This window comes from Streptomyces sp. UH6, assembly GCF_013421635.1.
Lineage (GTDB): Bacteria > Actinomycetota > Actinomycetes > Streptomycetales > Streptomycetaceae > Streptomyces > Streptomyces abyssomicinicus.
In genome coordinates, this window is sequence record NZ_JACADT010000004.1 from 20386 (window position 1) to 42625 (window position 22240).

Below are 22240 nucleotides of genomic sequence, written 5' to 3' on the forward strand. Positions count from 1 at the left end.
TCCCGCAGGAAGGTCATGGATCACGCGCGCAGTGGAGAAGGCGTTGGAGGGACCGCGCCAAGGTCCACCAATCCAGCATCCCCGGCCTAGATGATCTATTCCAAGGGGGTCGGTGGTCATTGCGGATCGCGGGCCGCTTCCACTGCCTCCCGGACGTTTGCGTGCGGGTCGTCGGCGAGGCCGTCCAGCAGTTCGGTGACCCCTGGGGTGGACCAACGGGCGACCGCCCACACCAACTCCTCCCGCACCCCGGGGTCAGGGTGGGTGGAGAGGCGGCTCAACTGGGCGAGCGGGCCCCGCCGACGCATTCCGAACCAGTGCAGTGCCTCCCGCAGCGCGACTGGGTCCCCGGGGTCACCGGCTGCGACCCGAGCGAGCAGCGCCCTGACGGGGGGCGGCGGACCATCCAGCGGATGCGGCAACCGCTCGCGCAGGCGCCGCGTCCCGTACCCGCCGCGCACGCGGCACCCGAAACAGGTGCAGGGGCGCACACCGTGCGCGTCCGGCAGGTACCGCCAGCCCGCCACCTGCGGCGCGGTGCGGACCCGGTGCACTTCACGCGGCCGGATCGCGCGGGGGACGAACACCTCCCACCCGCGCGGGTCCTCCAGTGCCGCGATCTGCCGCACTGCCTCTGACGCAGAAACGGTGGCCTGGGCATCCCGCGCCCGGTCGGTATAGCGTCCGACCAGCACGTCCTGGGCGTCGTCGAGTCGCACGTGGACCGCCACAAGCCCGCCCCGGCTGCCGAAACGGGCCAGCTCGCGCAGCCATTGGTGGGTGAGGGTGTATGACGGCAGGACTGGGAAGCAGTAGACCCCCCGCGCGCTGCCCTGTCCGTGGCTGGCCGCCCGAATCCCGGACCGCCGGATGCGCGGCGCGTTCGCCGCTGAGGTCAAGTGCACGAACATCGCCATGACACGGGATGTTAGGTGACCGATTCCACGGCATCGGTTGCGCGTGGGCCGAGGGCGTCCAACGTCAGTGTGTGAAGACAAAAGCGGGACACCCTCGCGACCGCACTCCATGTGAAGACCGACGACCTGCCGAAGGCGTCTGCGCATCTCGCGCCATGGCGGCCGGCCGTGGGGATCACCCCGCGGCTCACCGACGCCGAACTGGTCACACTGGCGATGATGCAGGCCATGCTCGGCTTCACTTCAGGTGGAGGCGGTCCCATACGCCAGCCTCGTTCAGGCCGCGAGTCGCCGCCAGCACGGCATGCCGGAGCGGAAGCCGAACTCCTGAGGCAGGTACTCCCACTGGATACCGGTGTGCAGGACGAACAGGATCCCGCACAGAGCCTGCCGGTCAGGAACCCTCGGCTGCCCCGCGACCAGCTTCGGACCCGGCTCCGGCAACAACGGCTCGATCAGCGACCACAGTTCGTCCGACACGATCCACGGACGAGAGTTCCTCTTCCCCCCGAACGGACCAACGAGCATCTGAGCCGACAGTTACACCATCAGCCGACTTCTGTTAGGACCTCTTAGACCGGTGAGTAGGTGACGCTGATGGTCGTGCAACCGGCCGCCAGTTCCCTGGAGTTTGTCCTGCTCGGCTTGGTCGACGGTGAGGTTCCAGCGGAGTTCGGTGGCGGTCCACTTGGCGACGCACCGGCACACCGCTCCGGTGGCCGGCGGCAGCCACTGGGACGGGTCCTGGTCCGCTTTGCTCCTGTTCGAGCGTGCGGTGACGGCGACGAGGCTGGCGTCCTGACGAGGTTGTTGGCGTAGGCCTCCCGGCGTGCCGCGCACCAGGGCACCGACGGTGGGCATGGTGACGGCCTCGGCCAGGAGGACCTCGTTCCTCGGGTTGCAGCCGTCGGCCGGGTCGGCGCCGGAGAGTGCACGCCACGCAAAACAGGACGGTGCTGAGTCGGGTCGCCGGAGCGTCTTGCTACGCCCCGGCCCCCTCAGTATCGTGCGTGCGCCTCTCGGCACACACCGCTCAAGCATGCTCTGAAGCCAGGCTGACCGGCTTCTGCTGCCTGGCCCGGATGCCATTGGCGACAGCGTGGTGCGGGCGATGGCACTCGGCGTGAACGCGGCGAAGGTTCGTCCCCTCGTCCGTTCCGCCGTCCCCCGCCGTGGACGCGGTCCTGCCGGAGCGATGGCATGTCCCGAAGCGGCTCAGATCGTCGAGCGGGCGAACTTCAGGAATACGTGGGCGTCGTCCGGGGAGACGCGCCCGTCCGGATCGACGGCGACTCCGAAGAGCTTCGCCACGCGGGGCACGACCCAGGTGTCTTCGATGGTGACCCCTGGGAACGTGTTCACGATGCGGGGCTCCAGGTCGTCGAGTCCTCGGACCTCGTGCAGCAGGAGAGTGACGACGAGGTTGGACCGGCCGCTGACACTGGCACACATTCTGACGTAGGGCAGGGTCCGTATGGCTGCCGCGACGCGTTGCAACTGTCCAGGGGGTACACGCATCCACATCAGCGCGCTGGCCTTCCACCCTGCCGCGCGGAAAGCGATGTCCACGCGGGCACGAGCCCAGTCGGCGACCAGCAGCTCCTGCAAGGCGCGCGCGACCCGTGATCGGGATGCGCCGACCTCTCGTGCGACATCGGCAACGGGCCTGCGAACGTCCCACGCCAGGCTGTCGATCAGTGCCAGGTGCAGTTGCGTGGGAGCTGAAGGAGCGAGAAGGCGAGGCAGGGTGGAATCCACGGCCGAGAGCTGGCCTGGGCCAAGGGCCGGCAGCCGCCAGCTCGAACCCTCCTGGAAAAGGGTGCGGATGTACGTGGTCGTGATGGCTGTTACACCGCGCGCTGAGGCGATGACCTGTTGTATCGCCGCGTCAAGGTCACCGATCGAGTCGCTGTGTACGGTGGCGAACAGATCACGGTCGCCCGACGTGCAGTGGACACCCGACACGAGAGGGTTCGCGACGAGGGCACGGATGACTTCCTCACGTGTTCCCGGCTCGCAGCGGACCTCGGCGATCGCGTCGACGTGCGGCTGCTCGTCGCGGGCGAAGTGCGGCGTGTACACCCATCGGGTCCATGCCAGCCGGCCCTGAATCAAGCGGTCCCACCGTCGCGAGAGGGTGGTGGCGTCCACGTGAAGCGCGCCGCTGAGGTCCGCCCAGCTGATGCGCGGGTTGATCTGCAGCGCGTTGACGAGCATGAGATCCAAGTCATCCATGCGCGTCGTTTCCTGTACGGCAGAGGGTCATTCCATCATTATCGTGCAGATGCCTAGTCGGAGGCTAGCGCTCTCTGCGTCCATGAGCGACATTCATGGCAGATCCCGCAGCACGTCGATATCGACACGCTTGTGGAACGCAGAACGGAGCGCTGTCTCGATGGAACTTGAAGTTGGCGACGTGGTCGTGCGTCCCGTTGCGCATGAACCGCTCGAGGGTGCGTTCACGCTTGCGCTGGTGGGCGACCTCATCTACCTGCGTGAAGCCTCGCCAACAATCGTGCGGCGTGCCCCCGAACTCGTGGCAGCCCTGGCTGCTGCCGACCTCGCCTTCGGCAATCTGGAGACCACCCTCCTCGACCTCGAGACGTTCACCGGCGCACCGCAGGCGGAGTCCGGCGGTACGTGGCTGCACGCGACACCCTCGATCGCCGACGATCTGCGCACCCTCGGGTTCGACCTGGTGAGCCTGGCCAACAACCATTCGAGCGACTGGGGCGCCGAGGGCCTGACAAGCACGATCGAGTCGCTGGACCGGGCGGGGCTCGGGCACGCGGGGGCGGGGCGGACGATGAGAGCGGCGCGGGCGCCGCGCTATCTCGAACTGCCGAACGGCCGGGTCGCACTCGTCGCGGCCACGTCGACCTTCACATCGATGGCACCCGCCGCCGACCCGCTCGGGTCGGTCCCCGGCCGTCCGGGCGTGAGCGCGCTGCCGGTGACGCCGGTCCCACGTGTCGGCGAAGAGGCATTCGCGGCGCTGCGCAGCATCGCCGGATCGATGCGCAGCCATTGGAACCGGGATCTTGGCGAAACGGTGATGCTGCTTCGCACACCGTTCCGCAAGGACCCGTCCCTGCCACCCGGCGGCCTCGGCCTCGACTGGCGGGTCGATCCCTCGGCGCGTACCGAGGTGCTGCGCTCGGTCCGCCAGGCGCACCAGAACGCGAACTTCGTGATCTTCTCACTACACACCCACGAGCCGTCCAACGACAGCCTCGACCCGGCGGGCTTTGTTCCCGCGTTCGCCCGGGACGCGATCGACGCGGGCGCGAACGTCGTCGTGTGCCACGGCCCTCATCAGCTGCGCGGCATCGAGATCTACCGGGACGCCCCGATCTTCTACTCCCTGGGCAACTTCGCGATGATGAGCAACACGCTCGAGGCGGTGCCACGCGAGACCTACGACTCGTGCGCGGTCGACCCACACGCCGATGTCACCCCCGCCGAGATGATGACCGCCCGCAACCGCGGCGCGTTCGGCGGTGCGGAGATGTACGAGTCCGTCCTCGCCCTTCCACGGTTCACCGACGGCCGTCTCGTCGATCTCGAACTGCTTCCGCTCGACCTCGGCACGGACCAGCAAGGCATCAGCCGTGGAGTGCCGCACGTTGCTGCCGACGATGTCGCGGCACGGATCGCCGAACGTCTCCACGCGCTCTCGGAGGGCTTCGGGACCGACATCCACTTCTCCGGAGGCCGTCTTCGCGCGACCGCCACCGACCTCGCCTGAGCAGGACGTGATCTCCATGCCCGATACCCGGAAGGTCGAGACGGCGACCGCACCGACTGCCGGCACGGCGAACGACAGGGCGACGGCCAAGCGCGCCGCGATCTGGACGATCTCGATCGTCGGAATCGCCGCAGGCGCCGTGACCGGCATCCTCACCGAACCGCCCACTCTGTGGGGCCTGATGCCGATGCTGGTGTTCTTGGCGCTGACGCTGCTCGGCACGAACATCCTGCTGGCTGTCGTGGTGACGGCAACCGCCACCGCCCTGGTGCTCATGCCGGCGCCGGCGCAATGGGGCGATATCGCGATCTCCGCGGTCGCGAACCCGGTCACACTCCTCGGCGTCGTCACCCTGTTCGGCGGCGCGGTCGGAGAGGTACTCACCCGCACGGACGTCGCCCGCGTGATCGTCTCCCAGATCATGCGGCTCACCGACGCGGCGCGGCCCCGCCGCTCGATCTTCGCGATCATGCTCGCCTGCTCACTGGTCGTGGCATCCCTCGGCTCCTTCACCGGCTCGCTCGCGATCGCAGCTCCCCTGGTGATCCCCATCGCGGCGAGCCTCGGATACACCCGCAGCGCCACAGCCGCGATGATGTTCCTCGGCGGCGGCGCCGGCCTCGCGCTCGCACCGTTTGCCGGCGCCAACATCGCCATCATGACCTCCACCGGCGTCGGCTACCTCGACTACCTCCTCATCGGCGCCCTCCCCCTGGTCGCGATCTCGCTCGTCACCGGACTCGTCGCGGTACCTCGCATCCAACGGAAGACCTCCGGCGGCCCCGACGACTACAGCGCGGAGGACTACCCGACGGCCGCCGTCGAACCCCCGACCCGCCGCGCGAACATCGCGACAATCGTCTTCCTCGCCCTCCTCACCACGGCGATCACTGCCTCCATCGTCTCGGGCGCCGGACTGACCGTCCCCCTCATCGCACTGCCCGTCTTCGCCGTCGTCACCGCCCTCGTGGGCGGGCTCAGCGGTCGCGACACCGCCCGGACGATCGCCCGCGGAATGTGGCGACTGCGAGGCATGATGGCAACCTTCCTGCTGCTCTCCCTCGTCTTCGTGCTCTTCGACCTCCTGCAGCCCTTCCAAGTGATCATCGACGCCTTCGGACCACGACTCGTGCAATTCGGGCCGTTCGGGTTCTCGATCAGCGTTGCACTACTGGGCTGGGTGGGCATCCCCGGCGCGACCGCCGCGCAGGTGCTGCTGATCGACCAGGTCTTCGGCAGCCTCGCCCAGACCGCAGCCGTGACCACACCGATGTGGATCCTCGTACTGCTCTTCGGTTCGAAGGCCGACACCTACGGCCCGCTGCCGAATCCGAACATGATGGGAGCAATGGGCCTGGCCCGTTCGTCGAACATGCGCAGCATCCTCCTCACCGGATGGTCCGTGCTCGCGCCCTCGACGATCGCGTACTTCGGACTCGTGTTCCTGTTCTCGCTCTGACCCATCCACTGCTCATCCCGGGAAACCTCATGGCCACACCCTTCGACCACCTCCTCGATCTCTACAAGCACTTCCACCGCCACCCCGAACTCGGCGGCCAGGAGCACCAGACGGCGAACATCGTCCGCGACGAGCTCTCAGCTGCCGGCTATGTCGTGACGGACAAGGTCGGTGGCACCGGCGTTGTCGCGCTTCTCACCCGGGGCGACGGCCCGACCGTCATGCTCCGAGCCGACATGGATGCACTCCCGGTGACGGAGGCGACCGGGCTTCCGTACGCCAGCGAAACAGACGGTGTGATGCACGCGTGCGGACACGACATGCACGTCACCTGCCTGCTCGGCGCGGCTGCGGCGCTTGCCGCCGATGAGACCTGGCAGGGCACCTTGATGCTCGTCTTCCAACCCGCCGAGGAAATCGGAGTCGGCGCCCAGGGCATGATCGACGACGGCCTGTTCGAGCGATTCGGCACGCCCGATGTGATCCTCGGCCAGCACGTCGCACCCCTTCCGGTCGGGGTGCTCGGCATCCACTCGGGCCCTGCTTTCGCCGGCGACGACAAGGTCCGGATCACCCTGCACGGCCGTGGTGGACACGGCTCACGCCCCGAGTCGACGATCGACCCCGTCCTTATGGCCGCACACACCACCGTCAAGCTGCAGAGCATCGTGTCGCGCGAGACTGCCGCAGGCGACGCTGTCGTCGTGACCGTGGGTGCTATGCGAGCCGGCACCGCGGCGAACGTCATCCCCGACACGGCGGAACTGCTCGTCTCGGCCCGCACCTTCACCGACGAATCACGTACCCGCGTACTCAACTCGATCGAGCGCATCGCTGCCGCCGAAGCGGCGTCCACCGCCGCCGACGCACCCGAGATCGAGGTATACGAGACCTATCCGCCGCTGGTCAACGACGCCAACGCCTGCGCCACCGTCCACGACGCGTTCCGCACGGCGATGAGCGAGCTCGTCATCGTCGATCCCGGCGCGGTAACCGGCAGCGAGGATCTGGGCCGATTCGCAACCGCCTCCGGGGCACCCTTGGCGTACTGGGTACTAGGCGGTGCCGACCCCGCCCTTTTCGACGGAGCCCGCACCACCGCCGAGATTGCGCGGAAGGTCGCCGCCCTCCCCTCCAACCATTCATCGCGCTACGCCCCTGTACCGGAACCGACACTCCGGATCGGTATCCGAGCCCTCCAGACCGCAGCCCTTGCCTGGCTTGCCACCCCCAGATGATCAGTGAGCTCGCCTTCCCAAGCCGACTCCAGCACCCGCCTGGCCAGCCGCTGCAGCAGAGGACGAGACCCTCACCGACACCGGGCTCGCCCAACTTCAGCAAGCCGACGCTCGGCGGGGGCGAGTTCCGGTACGGGCACCCACGTCCGACCTGTTCGAGTACGGCTCCTGCGACACGCAAGGTCTCTCCGATCCTCAAGCGGGCCGCGGCGCTCGGCTGCTCCCGTACATCACCGCGCCTGCCCGGCCTTGTGCTCCGGCCGGACAGGGCGGGTCCACGTGCCGGCTGGACTCGGTGCGCCCCCATCCGGAGCGGTGGTGCGCGCAGCGGTGCTGGGCCACACGATGTACATCCCAGTCGGCCAGGCGGCTTGATCCGCGCCCGCTGCGCGTCGCTGATATGACGGCTGTACACGTTGAAGGGCCATGCGGCCGAGGCCGCGGGGCCCTTCGATGTTGCCGTGCGGGTGCGAGGGGCGATGAGCGCCCTGCTAGACGGTCTGGGCGCACATGTTGTACAGGTCCATGTTGCTGTCCGAGGCGTCATCGGTGGCTTGGGCCCACCAGCCGTCCTGGGATCCGGTCTCGTCGGCCTTGGCCGGTCGGCTCGCGTACAGGCTGGCCGCGGGCCCGTTGGCCGAGGCACCACCGCCGACGATGGACGTGCCGGTCGGGCACTTCAGCAGCCCCCCGTAGGGCTCGTATTCAGTTTTGGTCGTGTTGTAGCGGCGGACGGTCAGGTCGGTGATCGGATCGGCGCAGATCGCGAAGGCCGTCGTTGCCGTCGTCGTGCCGTCGCCGTAGCCGCCCACGGCCCACTGGTTCGGCGCGCCCGAGCCGGTGGCCGAGGTGGGGTAGGACTTGCTGATGCTGGCCCAGTCGCCATGTGCGACCGTTCCGCCTCCGCCCAGGACGACCTTCCCGGTCGGACACGTCAGCTTGGCGACCTCCTTCTGGGGCACCTGCACGGGGTCGCTCTGGAGCACCTGGTACCCCGTCGGCGGGGCGGCACAGATGGCGTAGGCCGTAACGGTCTGGGGGATGTTGTCCCACAGGTGGTGGGCGCTCACCACCCAGCCCGTCGCCTGGCCGTCCTCCACCATCGGGCGGCTGCTGATCAGGTTCAGGTCGTGGCCGTGCGGGGGGTCGCCGAAGCTGGCCTCGGCGCCCCCGCCGATGGCGACCCGCCCCTTGGGGCAGTAGGCCGACAGTTCCCAGAAATCACCGACGTTCGCCTCCTCCTTGACGATCTCGACGGCGGCGAGCCGTCCCGGCGGCGGAGGTGCCGCGACCCCGGAACCGGCCGACGCGGCGAGTGTGCCCGCGGCGACCGCGAGCGCGGTGACAACGGCCCTGACCTTCTTCGTGATGCGCATGAATCTCTCTCTGGACGAACTCACCCGCGTGACGAAGCGTGATCATTCCATGACTTTCAGTACCTTGATTCTCCGTTCGAGGGCGCCCGCCGCCCAGGGGTGAACGCGGATGGCGAAAGCCTGGCCGAGACGGTGCTCCACCACTTGCGGAGTTCGAACCGCGACCGATTTCACGATCGAATCTCAGCCGTCCTCGCACCCGCCGTCGTCGCGTTCCGGACCTCGCTCAGAAGCCGTGAAGCCCATGCAGGTGCAGCCGTGTCAGCGGGGGCCCAAGAGGTCCCCCGCATTCCGCTCCAGCGCGAGCGCGCCGTCCTCACCGGCGCGGTGGTCCGCGAGCAGCTGCGCACCACCGCACCGGCGTGCGGGGCCGGGCGTACGACGTCGTCGCTCACCAGCAGGCGGCGATGCCCGATCAGCTGCTCGCATCCGAGCCGGCCGACCCCAAGTACGACGACCAGAGCCGAAGGCCGGTCGCGGGGAGGCGAACGACATGACGGCGCTGCGGGAGGCCTTCACCACGGAGGCCGACCGGGCACACACCACGATGAACCGTCACGCGCGCCGCAGCGATGCCGAGACGCCCCACCCGGTGCGCGAGGGTGACCAGCAGGCGCACAGCCCCACAGCAACCCGGACCGCACCGCGGCCGGGAGACCGGCCACTGACGCGATGGTGCGCACTCGGTGCGGTGGCGTGCACCGAGGACGCCCGGCTCCGCTCCACCGAGTGGAGTCCGACGGCCAGTGCAGCAGCTGTCGCTCCGGCGGTATGCATGTGCGCCTCGTTCACTGGCGCTTCTTCGCGATGGCAGCGATGATGAAGCAGATCAAGGCGATGCCCAGCGCGACCAATGCCCAGTAGCCGATACCGTCGATGCTCGAACCACGGGCAAGCTCCATTTTGCACCCTCCCTTTTGCTCGCGCTCTGTCTGTGGGGCAGTGGTGAGCCGAACGCCTTGGGCAGCAACGTCACGATGAAGATGCCGACCGGCGAACGGGGTAGGGCTGGGGCACTTGATCGCTCGGAGCGTCTCGTTCACCTCGTGCATCGTCTCCGCGCCGGACAGCTGCACGCGGGTGTCGGCGGCTGCGGCGAAGGACACGACGTGCACTGGGACGGAGAGTGGATATCACCTGGCGTGTACCGGATGCGCAACGACGGCACCCACACGGCCCATGAGGTCCGTGTAACGGTGACCGTTGACGAGGAGCAGACCCGTGCGGAACATGAGCACCTTGGGAGATTTCGAGTAGGCCGTGGCCGGGCAGGTCCTCGCCCTGGTGCACGACGTCGCCCGGGGCCATGGGCAGCGTGTGGCCGGCTTCGAGGTGCAGGCGCACGAGGTGGAAGGCGCGCTGCTATTCCACCGGCCAGGCTGGACACCAGGACGGGTCGATGTCCTTGAGTTGCTAGCGCCGCGCGTCCGACAGCGCCCTGTCCGACCTCCCCGCCCGCCGCCCACCCGCCGTCCCGATCCGGACGGGCAACCCCCGGCCGGTCCCGGCGAGCTGGCCGGACCCCAGCCCCAGGCCAGGATGCGGGGGAGTGGGAGATCCCCCGCATCCGCTCCAGTACGAGCGCGCCGTCCTCACCAGCGGGGTGGTCCGTGCGAAAGTCGGTGCAGCCGTACCAGGACCGCTTACAGTCGGATCCTTCACCCCGCTTCGCCGCCGCCGACGACGGCCAGGGCCGGCGCACCGGCCCATCCTGACCCCCGCCGAAGCCGACGACTTGACCGCGCTGTAAGTAACGGCCGGGCCGATGCTGCGTGCGAAACGCACGATGCCAGGCCCCGGGAACTGCAACACCCCGCCGCCGAGGAGCCGACGACCGTGCTCGCCCCTGCCCGGCATGCACGCCGCGGATCCGCACCAGGCGCTGTCTCGCGCTCGCGCTGCGGCCAGGTCGGCCGACGCCTCAGCGCGTGAGGCCCGTGCGGCGAGCCGGGATGACAACAGCACGTCATGCTGCAATTACCATGCGTTGCAGAGTGTTGCGCTCGCACCCCCGGGCTGGCAACGCGGACCCGAGTACCGAGAGGAACACAGCGTGATCTCCTACAGGGACATCGTCAGTAACGACATCATGCTCAGCGACGAGTTCCCGCTGAGAGTCATCGACGGCGTCGTCTTCGAGGTCGACTGCCCACCGGACGTGGACGGACACGATTCGCCGGACAGCGTCGTCCACCGGTACGGGCTGGAGCCGATCACGTTTGACAAGAGGGGCTACCTGAGGCACCTCAAGCACTACATGGCGGCGGTGAGAAACTTTCTTGCGGAGTCGGGTACCGACCGAGACGAAGTCGCCGTGTTCGAGAAGTACGTCCCGGAGTACGCAAGGAAGATCGCCGCCGACTTCACGATCTACGACTTCTACACCGGTATGAGCCAGAAAGCGGACGGTTTGGTAGGCCTCAAGGCCTACCGCGAAGACGGCAGCACACCGTACTTCACCTTCTGGAGGCACGGACTGAAAGAACAAAAGGTCTAGGAATCGGTACCAGAGCCCGGAGGCTTGCACCATCCGCAATGACTGCCTGACGGTCAGACCACAGGGGCGGACAGCGACACTGTCCGTCCCCGGCAGCTACGACCACCTGTGACGGGTCAGTGATCTTCAGGGGGCTGGGCTGCTTTGGGCTGGTGTTTCGTCTTTGGGGGTGGGATTCGGGCCGGGGCGGAGTGGTTGCGTTCGGGCGTGGTGGCGTGGCTTGGGGGCGTGTTCGGTTTGGTTGTTCGGGGGATTGGCCTGCGGTCCGGTAGATATGTGGGATTGATCTTGGCTTTCTCGTAGGTGTGGTGGTGCGTCTATGGGTGGCTGTGGTCTGTGGGGGCTTCGGAGTGGGGGTGGCTGGTCAGTGGCGTGTGTGGGTGAGGAAGGCCCGGAGGGGATCGTTCGCGTTGCTGGCCAGGCTGGGCAGTTCGAGTCGGTGGGCGATGAGGCTGAGAGCGTCGTCGGTGGTGCGATGTGGCTGGTTCGGCAGCACGGCGAGTGTGCGGGCGAGGGCAACGGTTTCGGGATAGGTCACCAGGTCGCGTGCGAGGAGTGCGGGGGAGGCGCTGCTTGTGGTGGCCAGGTGGGGGCTGTCAGCGATCAGTTTGGTGAGGCGGGTGTGCCAGCGGTGGGTGAGGTGTTGCTGGTGGTCGTACCAGCGGGTGGTGATGGCGCGCGCTGTGGTCCAGGCGGTGGTGGCGCGGGGGTGTCGTAGGAGTCGCTGGTGTGCGTGGTGCGCGTCGGTGAGTTCGGGCACGGCCAGGGTGTGGAGGGTGGTGGTGAGCCGGGGGTCGGGGGCGGCTTGGTGGTGGCGTGGGCACACCAGCCGGTGCGCCGGCCGATGAACCCAGGCGGTACCGGTGGCGCCGTGGCTGCGGTGGCGGGTGCACAGGGTGCAGGCGCGGACGGGCTGCTGCTCGGCCTCGAGTCGCTTCCAGTGCGCGGCGGCCTCGGTGCTGCGGGCGGTGTCGTTGTGGGGGAGGTGGGGCGGGGCGCGCGTCAGGTGGGGGAGCGGGGTGCGGGCCAGGACGGCGAGGTGCCGGGCCGCGTTGTGATTGAGGTGGAGTTCGGCTGGTGGCAGGGTGCCGTGGCCGTGGAGGGTGATGCCAGCGCCGTGGAGGAGCTGGGGTAGCGTCAGCCGGTAGGCGGTGGCGAGCCGTTGCACGCAGGAGGCGGTCGCCTCAAAGGGCAGTGGCCGTACGCGGAGCACGCCCGGCGCGGCTGACGGGATCTGCAGCCATGCCTCTGTGGCGGGGACTCCGCGCTGCGCGGGAGCGGCTGGGGCCGTATCCCGGGCCGTGACGTCTGTCCGGGTCACGGGGTGCTGGTACTGCGGCTTCGGGGCCGGGTGTGGGGTCGGTAGTGCTGTTCGGCGAGGTGGTCGAGGCGGATGGCGTCGAGTGTGGTTTTGGTGATGCGTTCGGTGCCGTCAGTGAGGGCGGTGATGGCGGCCTGGCGGATGAGGCGGGCGAGGCTGCCGATGCGGCCGGCGGTGCGCTCATGCAGGTAGGGGGCCAGCTTGGGGAGGGTTCCAGGCCGATGGCGGCGCAGGTCGAGCGCGCCTTCCATGGCGGTGATGAGGTCGCGGAAGGGCTCTTCGTCGCCGAGGCGGGAGGGGAAGGCGGCGCAGTCGATGAGGGAGGCGCGTCCGGCGAGCTGCGCGCCGCGTACCCCGGTGAACAGGGGTGTGGTGGTGACGTCGATGCCGGCGTAGACGAAGGTGGCGCCGATGCGTTCGGTGAGGTCTTTGATCAGGTCGGCGCTCTGGGCGCCGGTGGTGGTGCGGGGGTTGAGCCGGTGGATCTCGTCGATCATCACCAGCTGTACCCGGGCGGCTGTGTAGGTGTGGCAAACAGCGTTGGTGATCTGGGCCTGGGACATGCCGGCGGTGACGGGGATGCCGAGGTAGCGGGCGAATTCGGTGGCGAGGGTCTTGGCGCTGGCTGCGGGCGGGACCAGGACGTAGGCGACCGGGGCCTGTCCGGCTGTTGCTGTGGGGCCGTGGCGGCGGGTGTGGGCGAGGTGGCAGGCGCGTCCGACCTGGAGCAGGGCGGTGGTTTTCCCGGCGCCTGCGGGGCCGGTGACGATGAGGGACGGCCGTGCGGTGACGGTCTGGTGGCGGCCGAGGATCATCAGGGTGCGCACGTTCTTGGCGAGAGCGTCGATGGCCGGGGTGCGCACAGTGACGAACCTTGAGTGGTAGGCCAGGCGTTCCTCGAGGCTGCGGGGTGGCGCGCCGGGTGGGGGAGGGGCTACCACGGGTGTGGTGGCGAAGGTCTGGAAACCGTCCCAGGCGGTCACCGACCGCTGCTGCGCATCAGGGGAGTCGTCACCGGCTCCTGCCGCGGGACCGGGAGACCGGTTCGCCGCCGATGGGAAACTGGTGGTCGGTACCTCGACTGTGCGCGGCGGGATGTTCACCATTGCTCGGCCTCGGCTTCGGCGTCCCACAGTCCGTATCCGCCTGCCTCAGCCGGCAGCGCCTCTGGCACCTCCGGATCGCCAGTGCCCGGCTCTGTGGCCGTGTCGGGGCCGATGAGGTCGTCCAGGCTCTCGCTCCAGTCAGGGTCCGGGGCCGGTGCGGTCTCTGCTTCGAGCGGGCGCCGCTGCCCGGGCAGGTCTGGCAGATGCACGGCCGTACCACGGCCACGACGTTTTTCGCGGCGGCCGGTTTCGTGTTCTGTCCCGGCGGGGCTGCGGGTGCGGCGCAGGAGTTGGTCGAGGGCGTCGGCGAGGTCGGCTTCGTGCTGGTCGCGGTCTCCGCGTTGTTCGACCTCGGTCTGGACATGACGCCAGATCTGGTCGTTGAAGGGCTGGTGGACGTGGTCGCGGTGGATCCACGGGATTTCGTGGAGCTGTCCGTCGGTGAGACGGACCCAGATCTGGCGCGCGTCGTGGGGATTGTGGTGGAGCTCCCACTTGCCGTCCTTGGCCTCGACGGGGGAGCGCTCGCCGCGGTGGGGGTCGAGGATGTCGTGGTTGTAGGTGCGGTAGTCGAGGCGGATGCCGCGTTCGGTGATGGGCTGCCACCGCACCGGCAGCAGTTCGAGGTAGTCGGTCCCGCTCAGCGGCACCGGCACGTAGCCGCTGATGGTGATCAGCGCAGCCCACATCTGGTTCGGGGTGAGGGCGGTTTTGGGCAGGACGGGGTGGCGCAGTCCGTCGTGGGGCCGGTTCTGCCAGCCGCAGGTGATCCATTCGTCGAGGAAGTCCTGCAGCTGCGGGATCGTCCACCGTGCCTCGGCTGCCGTCGCTGAGCCGCGGCGCTGGGGGTTGGAGCCGGTGTGGCCGGCGACGTGCTGACAGAACAGGTCGTTGATCGAGCCGAAGGTCCGCTCCACCACGGCCTTGGCCTGCGGCCGCCTCGGTGGAGCGGGCTGGACGCTGACCCCGAGTGTCTCGCAGGCGGCGATGAAGCCCTGCGAGAGGTAGATCTTGCCGCGGTCGACGACGATCGTCTCGGGCACGACCACCGGTCGCGAGGCCGCGCCTTCCAGGCGCTCGTCCAGCGACAGCATCCGCTCATAGGGCACTTCGGCCCGCGACAGATGCAGCGCTGAGGGCCAGGTGGGGCGGGCAGGATGCGGAACAGCCATCTCGGCCAGGAGCAGTGCGGCGTCGACGGCCTTGGTGCTGTACGGGCGCAGGACGGCGGCCAGGATGGAGCGGGTGGCGACGTCGACGGCGATCGTCAGCTCCGGCCGGCCCAGGCTGCCGTCCTCGAGGACGGCCATGATGTCCAGGCGGGTGGTGTCGATCTGCACCTGCTCCCCGGGCCGCAGCACCACCGGCGCCGACGAGGCGCGGGCGGGTGCGGTGGCGGTACGCGCCGGGCGTCCCGGACGATCGGCCGGGTCGGCCAGCACGCTCACCAGCCGGTAGAACGTCGAGCGTGACGGCATCTCCACCACCCCGCGCCCGTGAGTGTCCTCCAGGATCTGCCCGACCAGTACCTGCAGTCCCTTCACCGTCCCCTTCGACCGGCCCCGCTGGCGCCGCAGCGCCTCCAGCACCGCGGCTACGACCCGCTCGTCGGCATACCCCGTCGGATGACGCCCGCGGGCCGGCACCGCACGCTTGTCGACCAGCCCCCACAAGCCCTGTTTGCGGTAGGTGTGCCGCATCCGCTCCACCGTCGTACGCCTCACGCGCGCGAAGCCGAGCGCCGCCAGTTCCTTCGCCTTGGCCGCGTCCCGCTGCGCCAGCGTCCAGCGCTCGGGGTCGTACTCCGGCCGCATCGTCTGGCCGTCACGGCCACCCTCAGGGTGCGGCCACCCGGTCTCCACCTCCCGGATATGGGGCAGCCAAGCCAGAGCCCGCTGCTGGGCCGCCACAGGAACGGTCTCGAACAGTCCCCACTGCGGCACCGCGGTCGGCGCCCGTGCGCCCACTACTTCGAAGCCCGGATCGGCGAACAACCGCCCCAGCAGTCTCGTTTCGGTGCCGTCCTCCTGCAGCAGGTAGACCTGCTGGCCCTGCAAGGCGGCGACCTGCCAGGTCTGTCCCCGGTATGCGACGTGCGCGCCGACCTCCACCACCGGCCGCTGGCTTTTACCGTGTGTGCCGCCCACTGCGCTCACCCCTTCCTCGGCCGCCCCCGGCGCCCAGCGACTTTTCGACGCCCCCACCACCACGTTCTGCGTCAGCGCAGACCAGCGTCTCCTCGTGCAACGGCTCATCAAGAGGCGTCGTCAGATGCCCGCACCACAGCGCGTGATAGACAGCCGGCAGTACTTGCAGAGGATCACCCACCGCGGCTGCGCCGTCGGCCAGCGGCCGGAGCCCGGCGAACGCCTCAGCCAACGCGGCCCGCAGCCCGGGCGGCCCCTGATTGCGTGGGTGGCGATAGCCGGCCAGCCATCGCAGGTTCGCCGCCACCACCGGGGGAGGCGGCTCGAGGCGCCGATATGACCAGCCCACGCGCGCGCACGCCGCCTCCAGGACCATCCGCGCACGCTGCGCCCCGTCTCCACCGGCAGCTGGGCTGGAAGGGCAGTCGGCGAGCAGGCCGGTGCCGTCGGCGTACCGGGCGAACAGCTGAGGCACCCACGAGCGCACCCGCCCCTCGGTATCCCGCCACAGCAGCCGTACCGGACGGGCGGCCAGGCCGGTCACGTCCGGGTCCCGGTCCAGAACCATCAGCTGGGTGCGCATCGCTGCCGAACCGTGTACGACGTGCCGTCCAGTGGTCTCCGACCACCACCAGCCCGGCCCCCACCGGCGGCCCGGGACGACCGGAAACGCGGATACCGGCGCGAGGTCCTCGAACCGCACCGCCGCCGCCGCCTGATCCCACGGCAACTGCGTCAACCGCCCGGCGGCCGTGACGAACGCGGCCTCGATTCCCGCACCGTCGCCCCCTGCGGCAGCCTGCTGCACCCGCCTGCTGTGCTCGTGCCCCTCCACACTCAACAGCCAAGTCCATGGCGGGCTGCTGAACGCCGTGATCCGGATCCGCCACCCGAATGGGTGAACGGCGGCCGCGATACCGTGCCGCACCGTGGTCAGACCGGGAGATCCTTCAGTTCCTGCAGGAGCTGCTGCTGGCCGGGCAACAGGGTGTGGCGTTGGGCGAGCTGCTCACTGATCCAGGAGCGCAGCTTGGGCGGTGGTTCGAGGCCGGCGGCGAGCAGGAGGCGCAGACGGTGGTAGTCGCGCTGCCAGGCGAACGCCCACGGAGGGAGCCACCACGGATCCAGAGCGGCGAGGGCCTGCATGCCCGGCCACGGAGCCGGTGTGCGGCGCGCGTGGGCTCGGGCCTCTCCGCGTTTGCCGGCGAGCCACCTGCCCAGAGGGAACCCGTTGTGCTGAACGGGGTGCGGCAGCGCCAGGTGGCCGTGAACGCCGCCGTAGTCCCGGGCATGGGCCAAGCCCACGGCGAAGTCGATCCGGGTGCCGGTGGGGTGGTACCGCGCGGTCTGCCGGGCTTGCGCGCCCTCGGCGGTGATGCCGATCTCCCGCAGTAGATCTTGCTGGCGGGGGTCGAGCTCTTCGAACAGCGCGCGCTGCGCGTACAGCCATGATGCGGCAGCCGCCCCCACCCTGGCGAAGCCGTCCCCCGGCACCAGCAGCTGATTGCTGCCGCACTGCTTGCGGGCGTGGTGGTAGGCGCGTTGCCATGCCATGGGCCACGGCGGGTTCCACCACGGGTCGATGGCGGACAGTGCACGGCTCCGGTCGGTTTCCTTCTCCGCCATACGGGCCCGGCTGCGTTGACTCATCAGCCATTGCCCAAGAGGAAAACCGTCCTGCCGCGTGCTCTTGGACGTGGCGAGGTGGCCGTGGACGGCGGCAAAGGCTCGGGCGTAGTCCAGGCCGGCCGCGAAGGCCAGAGCCAGGCTTTTGCGGCGAGGGTGTGCTGAGCGGGCGTGCGCGGGCCGGATTCCGAGATCTGCGAGCAGGCGTTGTTGGCCCACGTGGAGGTCGTCGTACCGGGAACACTGCTCATGGAGCCACTCGCCCAAGGCGAGACTGGTGCCGGGGAATCCTGCCGTGGCGTCGACGAGGCCATGCTTTCGAACGTGCACCAGGGCGCGGTGATACGTCCGTCGCCAGGAGACGGGCCAGGGACCATTCCACCAGGAGGCAACGACCGCTTGGGCCACGGCAAAAGCGTTCTCGCACGAGCCCCTACGGCGCAGCAGCGGCAGAAGGCGCTGATGCGCACGCATCACCTCCGGGAGCCCGGCGAGGCTCACCTGGCCTTCGACCAGCGTGACTCTGTCCAGCGCTAGTGAGTCGAGGGACCAGCACTGATGCCTGATGCAGATCCTCGAACGCAGGGCGGAGTACAGACGGGCAGAACACGCAGCGCCTGTCCGGGCCGCCGTGCACAGTCGGCATCCCAGCATGACGGCAGGAACTGTGCTGCCGGACGCGAAGCGCACGTTCGGCTGGTCACCGTTCGCCTTCGCCTCAGCGCCCTCATCCCAAGAAGGCAGCGCGCGGGACAGATGCGACTCCGGCACCCGGCAGAGGGAGGCCAGCCGATGCCGCACCGCGGGCGCCAGGAACACCTCGCCGACGAGACAGCCCTTTCCCCAGACACCACGCACGCCAGGGCCCGCCATCGCAGACAACAAGCCCGTCACGGTGACGTTGTAGCGAGCGGCCAGCCGGTTCACGAAGGACATCGTCGTTTCACCTGCCAGCGGGGCCATCCGGACGACCCCGGCCAGCCATGGGGAAAACGAATCCGTCACCTGCCACTCCACAGCTTCACCGGCGTGCGCGACCGGCACAGGCATCCCACTGCCTCTACGCCGCCCATTCCATGCCGAGCCCCCGCAGTGCGTCCAGCTGCTCCGCTGTGAGTTTGTCCCGCCTCGAGCGGGTGTTGGATACCCACACGCCTAGCTTGATGATCACCGGGTCTGCTTCGCCGTCGACTGCAATCTCCTCAGCGTGGCCGCGCGGCACGGGCCGGTGGGCGCCTTCTCGCTCGACCCACTGGGTGAGAGCCGCCAGGCCCCGCTGGAACGCCTGCTGCGCCTTGCTCGGCCCCTTCGCCCCGCGACTGGCCGCGGGGGCTGGAGCGGGCCGTTCGACGGGCGTCACACCCAGCGCGGTCAGTCGTTCCTGTTGTTCGGCGGAGAGTTGTGTCCAGGTGCTCGCTTCTCTTTGCCGCGTGAGCCATCGTCCGATGTCGTCGCCCTCGAACAGCACCCCGGGGTCAATGGCCGGCAGGACGCCGTCGGCGTCGACGAGGTCGGCCAGGACGCGGTAGTGCCGCTGCCAGTCGAGCGGCCAGGAGCAGTTCCAGTCCGGGTCGATCGCAGCCAGCTGCGCCGCGCGCTCTGCGGCCCGTTCCGGGTCTTTGCCCAGGCCGCCCTTGCGGCGCAGGTTGGCGATGTGCTGCCCGATGGGCACCATTGCCTCGCCCTCGCCCCACACCGCGTCTTGCCGGGGTGCGAGGTGCCCGTGCGCGCGCCGATAGGAGCGGAACGCGGCGAGTTTGTTCTCCCACGCTTCGTCGCCGGGCTCCCACACCATTCCGGCATCGTCGAGGAGTTCTTTGCGGTGGGGGCCGAGTTCGCCTGCGTGGTGCGCGCGGCGTTGCTGGTGGACCCACCGGCCCAGGGGATAGCCCTTCGTCGTGCCGACCTGGGTCTCGACGTCATAGGGCACGGCGTACAGGCCGGTGATCCCGTTCTCGGCACGCCACCGGACCAGGGCCTGGTAGCCCTCGAGCCAGACGAGGGACTGGGGGCGGATGACGCGGCAGCGGGTGAGGGCGGCGATGTCGGCGGCGTCGCGGGGGGAGGCGAAGTTGACCACGACCGAGGTGACCCGGTCGACCTCCTGCTGCGCCTCGCCGCTCTCCTCGGGCATGTCCCCGTTCTCCGGGCCGGCCGCGGGGGCGGGCCGGACGTGGATACGCCGCCGTTCGGCGCCGCGGGTCAGGGCGCGGGAGGCGAGCTGGTCGACCATGCGTTCCGAGTGTGAACGCAGGGCCTGGAGGATGTCGACGAGTGGTTGGTAGCTGGCGGAGGCGACCATGTCCTTTGGGTCCTCCCCGGGCTGGAGGAAGACGGGGATGATGATCCGCGCCGTCTTCACACTGCCGTCAGGGTTGGGGCGCAGGGCGCGTCCGATGTTCTGGACGATGTCGACCTGGGAGCTGCGGGAGCCGACGATGCACACGGCCTCGACCCCGCGCAGGCCGGTGATGTCGACCCCGACCCCGAGGGCGCGTACGGAGGACAGGAACGCCCGGTGCACCCGCCGGTTCTGGGCGTCGATGCCGTTTGCGAACCGCTGGATCACCGCACGCCGATGCGCGATGGGATGGTCCCCGCACAGCCAGTCCGCCCACACCCGGTCCGCAGGCACGTGACGGCCCTCCTCCAGCTCGTACAGCTCTGCGTCGATCGACGACGCGGGCAACTCCTCCGCCTCGGCCAGCGCCGCCGCGGAAGCCTCAGCGGTGTATAGCTCGGCGGCCGTCGCCGGCATCTGCTCGGCGAACGCCGCGGCTTCCTCGACCCGCTGGTGGAACACCATGGTGGTGTGCAGATTCTGCTGCGCCGCGTGCTCCAGCAGTGCGGCCTGGAGCAGGGCCATGCGCCGGCCGCGCAGCGCGTCCTCGGACAGGCCGAGGACCGGGTCGGGGTCGCGGATCTCAAGCACGTCGATCTCGAAACCGGCGAGGATCGAGCGTTCCACCGCCTCCGCCAGCCCAAGATCAAAAATCCGGGTGCCGTAGGTGCGGGAGTCGTCCTCCATCGACGCGATGACCAGCTCCCGCCCGTCCCGCCCGCGCTGCGGCCGGGGCGCGGCGAGGATGCGCGGGGTGGCGGTCAGGTAGAGCCGGAAGTCGACAGGGATCCGGCTGTTGTCGTGGATCGCGGCCCACGGCCGCCCCATGTCTCCGGCCGTCATGTGCCCCTCGTCCAGAATGGCCAGGTCAAACGGAGCCATCCGCTGCCCGTACAGCCGCTCCCCGCCCGCCAGAGCCGATTCCAACGGCCCAGGGACAGTCCGGCGACCAGTGACGTCGGCGGGGTCCTCGCGGTCCACGAGGGAGGCGTACGTGGCGAACACGACCACCGGACCGGTCCCGGCCCACAGGGCGAGCTGGATCGGGTTGGTGGTGGTGCGCACTCCGAGCTGCTCCAGGACCTCGTCCTTGTCCACCGAGCAGACCGCGACCATCGGCGCCCGGTGCCCGACCCGCCGCCAGGACTGGGCACTCTGCACGATCAGGTCCAGCGTGGGCACCATGACGAGGATCCGCCCCTCCGGGAAGTACTCCAGAGCGCACGCAGCGGTGGTGATCGTCTTACCGGACCCGGTCGCGGACACCCCCATGGCACGCGCCCCCTCCGGAGGCACAAAGGATCTTGCAGGAAATCCGACCCAGTTACGAAAGCGCAATTTCTGGTCGACCTGGTGTTCCTTGAGCGGAATCAAAACCATTTCCAAACCCTCCCCGATTCCTATTTCCGTGGTCCTTCGATGGTCGCGTGCGGAATGCAGGCCGCACCCGAGCCGTTCCAGATCGACGCACCCGCCCTCTGCCAGCCGGGCTTTCCGTTTTTGAAGGGCGGTTGGTCGTCCGGGTCGTAATGCCCGACACCGAGCGTGCCGAGGATGTAGACCTCGTCGCTGTTCACCGTCCGCGCCGTACACAGACCGCCGGCCTCGCCCAGCACCTCCAGCACCCGGCGCCGAGCCGTGGTGTGCGCACGGGCGCGCGGCAGCGCGGACTCCCGGACGAACCCCTCCAGCCGCACCAGATCCGCTCGTTCACGCTGCCTCACGTCCGCGAAATGTACGGCCAGCTCAGTCGCCCCGCCCGACCGGCGCCGCGCCGTGGCCGGTCCCGGCCCGCGATGCCCCCAGGGCCTCGCTCACCGCCAGCACGCCTTCGCCCCAGCCGTCCGCGAACACAGCACACCCCGAGAAGCCGGCGCCATGCAGTCCAGCTCCACCACCTCGCACTGCGCCCCGGCCACCAGGTCGTCCGCCTCACTCGCGGGCACGCCCGGCGCTCCAGGAGCGCGAACAGTCTCAACCGGGCGTTCACACACGCCGTCTGATACTGCGTCACCCGACATGTCGAATCGCTGCTCAGCGCGGGACCTGGTCCGGTAGATTCGTGGTGACCGGCCATCTGGCCATCCTCTCGAAACTTGGGAGATTCCCGAGTGACTGGCGGGTGTCCCATATTTCTGCCAACGATACATGATGCATCTATCTGAGGCAGCCACTACACTAGAACCCGACACGAACGAGCGACCCCCGATCCTCGTAGCTACCCAGGCCCGCGCAAGCGGGTCCCTGGGGCCTGGAGGCGCAGTCGGAAGGGCCCTTGAGGCGGGGGAGCGCAGCGGACCCGCCGGCCCAGGACGGAGCAAAGCGAAGCCCAGTTCCGGCGGGGCGAAGCCCCGCAGCTCCGGAAGCGCAGCGGACGGAGCGTCACCAGGCCCGCGAAGCGGGCCTGGTGAGCGGGACGCTCCGCGTCCCGCCAGCGCTCCCGCGGAGCGGGAGCGCAACACCC

The 22240-nt window shown here is 69.3% G+C and carries 15 protein-coding genes and 1 pseudogene; 4 read left to right on the forward strand and 12 right to left on the reverse strand.

Going from position 1 to position 22240, the window contains the following annotated elements; genetic code table 11:
* Positions 1–116: 116 nt before the first annotated feature.
* From HW445_RS00880 to HW445_RS00890, 3 genes and pseudogenes are all read right to left on the reverse strand, one after another.
* Positions 117–917, reverse strand: a complete 801-nt coding sequence (locus HW445_RS00880) for a HEAT repeat domain-containing protein (RefSeq protein ID WP_180219086.1) — start codon at positions 915–917, stop codon at positions 117–119.
* Between the two features lie 247 nt (positions 918–1164).
* Positions 1165–1445 (reverse strand): annotated as a pseudogene (locus tag HW445_RS00885) (transposase); the annotation flags it as partial.
* A gap of 687 nt (positions 1446–2132) precedes the next feature.
* Positions 2133–3152, reverse strand: a complete 1020-nt coding sequence (locus tag HW445_RS00890; RefSeq protein ID WP_180219088.1) for an Lrp/AsnC family transcriptional regulator — start codon at positions 3150–3152, stop codon at positions 2133–2135.
* 160 nt (positions 3153–3312) lie between these two features.
* On the opposite strand from HW445_RS00890, the gene HW445_RS00895 reads away from it, so the two are divergent.
* The 3 genes from HW445_RS00895 to HW445_RS00905 are packed head-to-tail and all read left to right on the forward strand — an operon-like array spanning position 3313 to position 7362.
* Entirely contained in the window at positions 3313–4665 is a 1353-nt protein-coding gene (locus HW445_RS00895; RefSeq protein WP_180219089.1) for a CapA family protein, read from the forward strand.
* Between the two features lie 7 nt (positions 4666–4672).
* A complete protein-coding gene (locus tag HW445_RS00900; protein WP_180219090.1) occupies positions 4673–6124 on the forward strand; it encodes a permease in 1452 nt (483 codons plus the stop codon).
* 29 nt (positions 6125–6153) lie between these two features.
* Positions 6154–7362: an amidohydrolase gene (locus tag HW445_RS00905; protein ID WP_180219091.1), complete on the forward strand. Its 1209-nt coding sequence runs from the start codon at positions 6154–6156 to the stop codon at positions 7360–7362.
* Positions 7363–7853: 491 nt separating this feature from the next.
* On the opposite strand, the gene HW445_RS00910 is transcribed toward HW445_RS00905, so the two are convergent.
* Both HW445_RS00910 and HW445_RS00915 read right to left on the reverse strand, forming a co-directional pair.
* The gene (locus tag HW445_RS00910; protein WP_180219092.1) at positions 7854–8738 is read right to left on the reverse strand and encodes a hypothetical protein; all 885 of its coding nucleotides are present in this window, start codon (positions 8736–8738) and stop codon (positions 7854–7856) included.
* A 788-nt stretch (positions 8739–9526) separates the two neighbouring features.
* The gene (locus HW445_RS00915) at positions 9527–9844 is read right to left on the reverse strand and encodes a hypothetical protein (protein WP_180219093.1); all 318 of its coding nucleotides are present in this window, start codon (positions 9842–9844) and stop codon (positions 9527–9529) included.
* A 947-nt stretch (positions 9845–10791) separates the two neighbouring features.
* Here HW445_RS00915 and HW445_RS00920 point away from each other — a divergent pair.
* Positions 10792–11235 carry a translationally-controlled tumor protein gene (locus HW445_RS00920; protein WP_180219094.1) on the forward strand — a complete coding sequence of 148 codons (444 nt, stop codon included), beginning with the start codon at positions 10792–10794 and terminating at the stop codon, positions 11233–11235.
* 364 nt (positions 11236–11599) lie between these two features.
* On the opposite strand, the gene HW445_RS00925 is transcribed toward HW445_RS00920, so the two are convergent.
* The 7 genes from HW445_RS00925 to HW445_RS00955 form a co-directional block, all read right to left on the reverse strand.
* Positions 11600–12403 carry a hypothetical protein gene (locus HW445_RS00925; protein ID WP_308798036.1) on the reverse strand — a complete coding sequence of 268 codons (804 nt, stop codon included), beginning with the start codon at positions 12401–12403 and terminating at the stop codon, positions 11600–11602.
* Positions 12404–12552: 149 nt separating this feature from the next.
* Positions 12553–13539 carry an ATP-binding protein gene (locus HW445_RS00930; protein WP_180219096.1) on the reverse strand — a complete coding sequence of 329 codons (987 nt, stop codon included), beginning with the start codon at positions 13537–13539 and terminating at the stop codon, positions 12553–12555.
* 116 nt (positions 13540–13655) lie between these two features.
* Positions 13656–15776: a Mu transposase C-terminal domain-containing protein gene (locus HW445_RS00935; protein WP_180219102.1), complete on the reverse strand. Its 2121-nt coding sequence runs from the start codon at positions 15774–15776 to the stop codon at positions 13656–13658.
* A 13-nt stretch (positions 15777–15789) separates the two neighbouring features.
* Complete coding sequence (locus HW445_RS00940; RefSeq protein WP_308798038.1) at positions 15790–16617, reverse strand: TnsA-like heteromeric transposase endonuclease subunit; 828 nt, start codon at positions 16615–16617, stop codon at positions 15790–15792.
* A gap of 125 nt (positions 16618–16742) precedes the next feature.
* Positions 16743–18452 carry a Helicase associated domain protein gene (locus tag HW445_RS00945; RefSeq protein ID WP_308798040.1) on the reverse strand — a complete coding sequence of 570 codons (1710 nt, stop codon included), beginning with the start codon at positions 18450–18452 and terminating at the stop codon, positions 16743–16745.
* 43 nt (positions 18453–18495) lie between these two features.
* Positions 18496–21156: a DEAD/DEAH box helicase gene (locus HW445_RS00950; protein ID WP_180219098.1), complete on the reverse strand. Its 2661-nt coding sequence runs from the start codon at positions 21154–21156 to the stop codon at positions 18496–18498.
* A 20-nt stretch (positions 21157–21176) separates the two neighbouring features.
* Positions 21177–21500 carry a hypothetical protein gene (locus HW445_RS00955; RefSeq protein WP_180219099.1) on the reverse strand — a complete coding sequence of 108 codons (324 nt, stop codon included), beginning with the start codon at positions 21498–21500 and terminating at the stop codon, positions 21177–21179.
* Positions 21501–22240 lie beyond the last annotated feature (740 nt).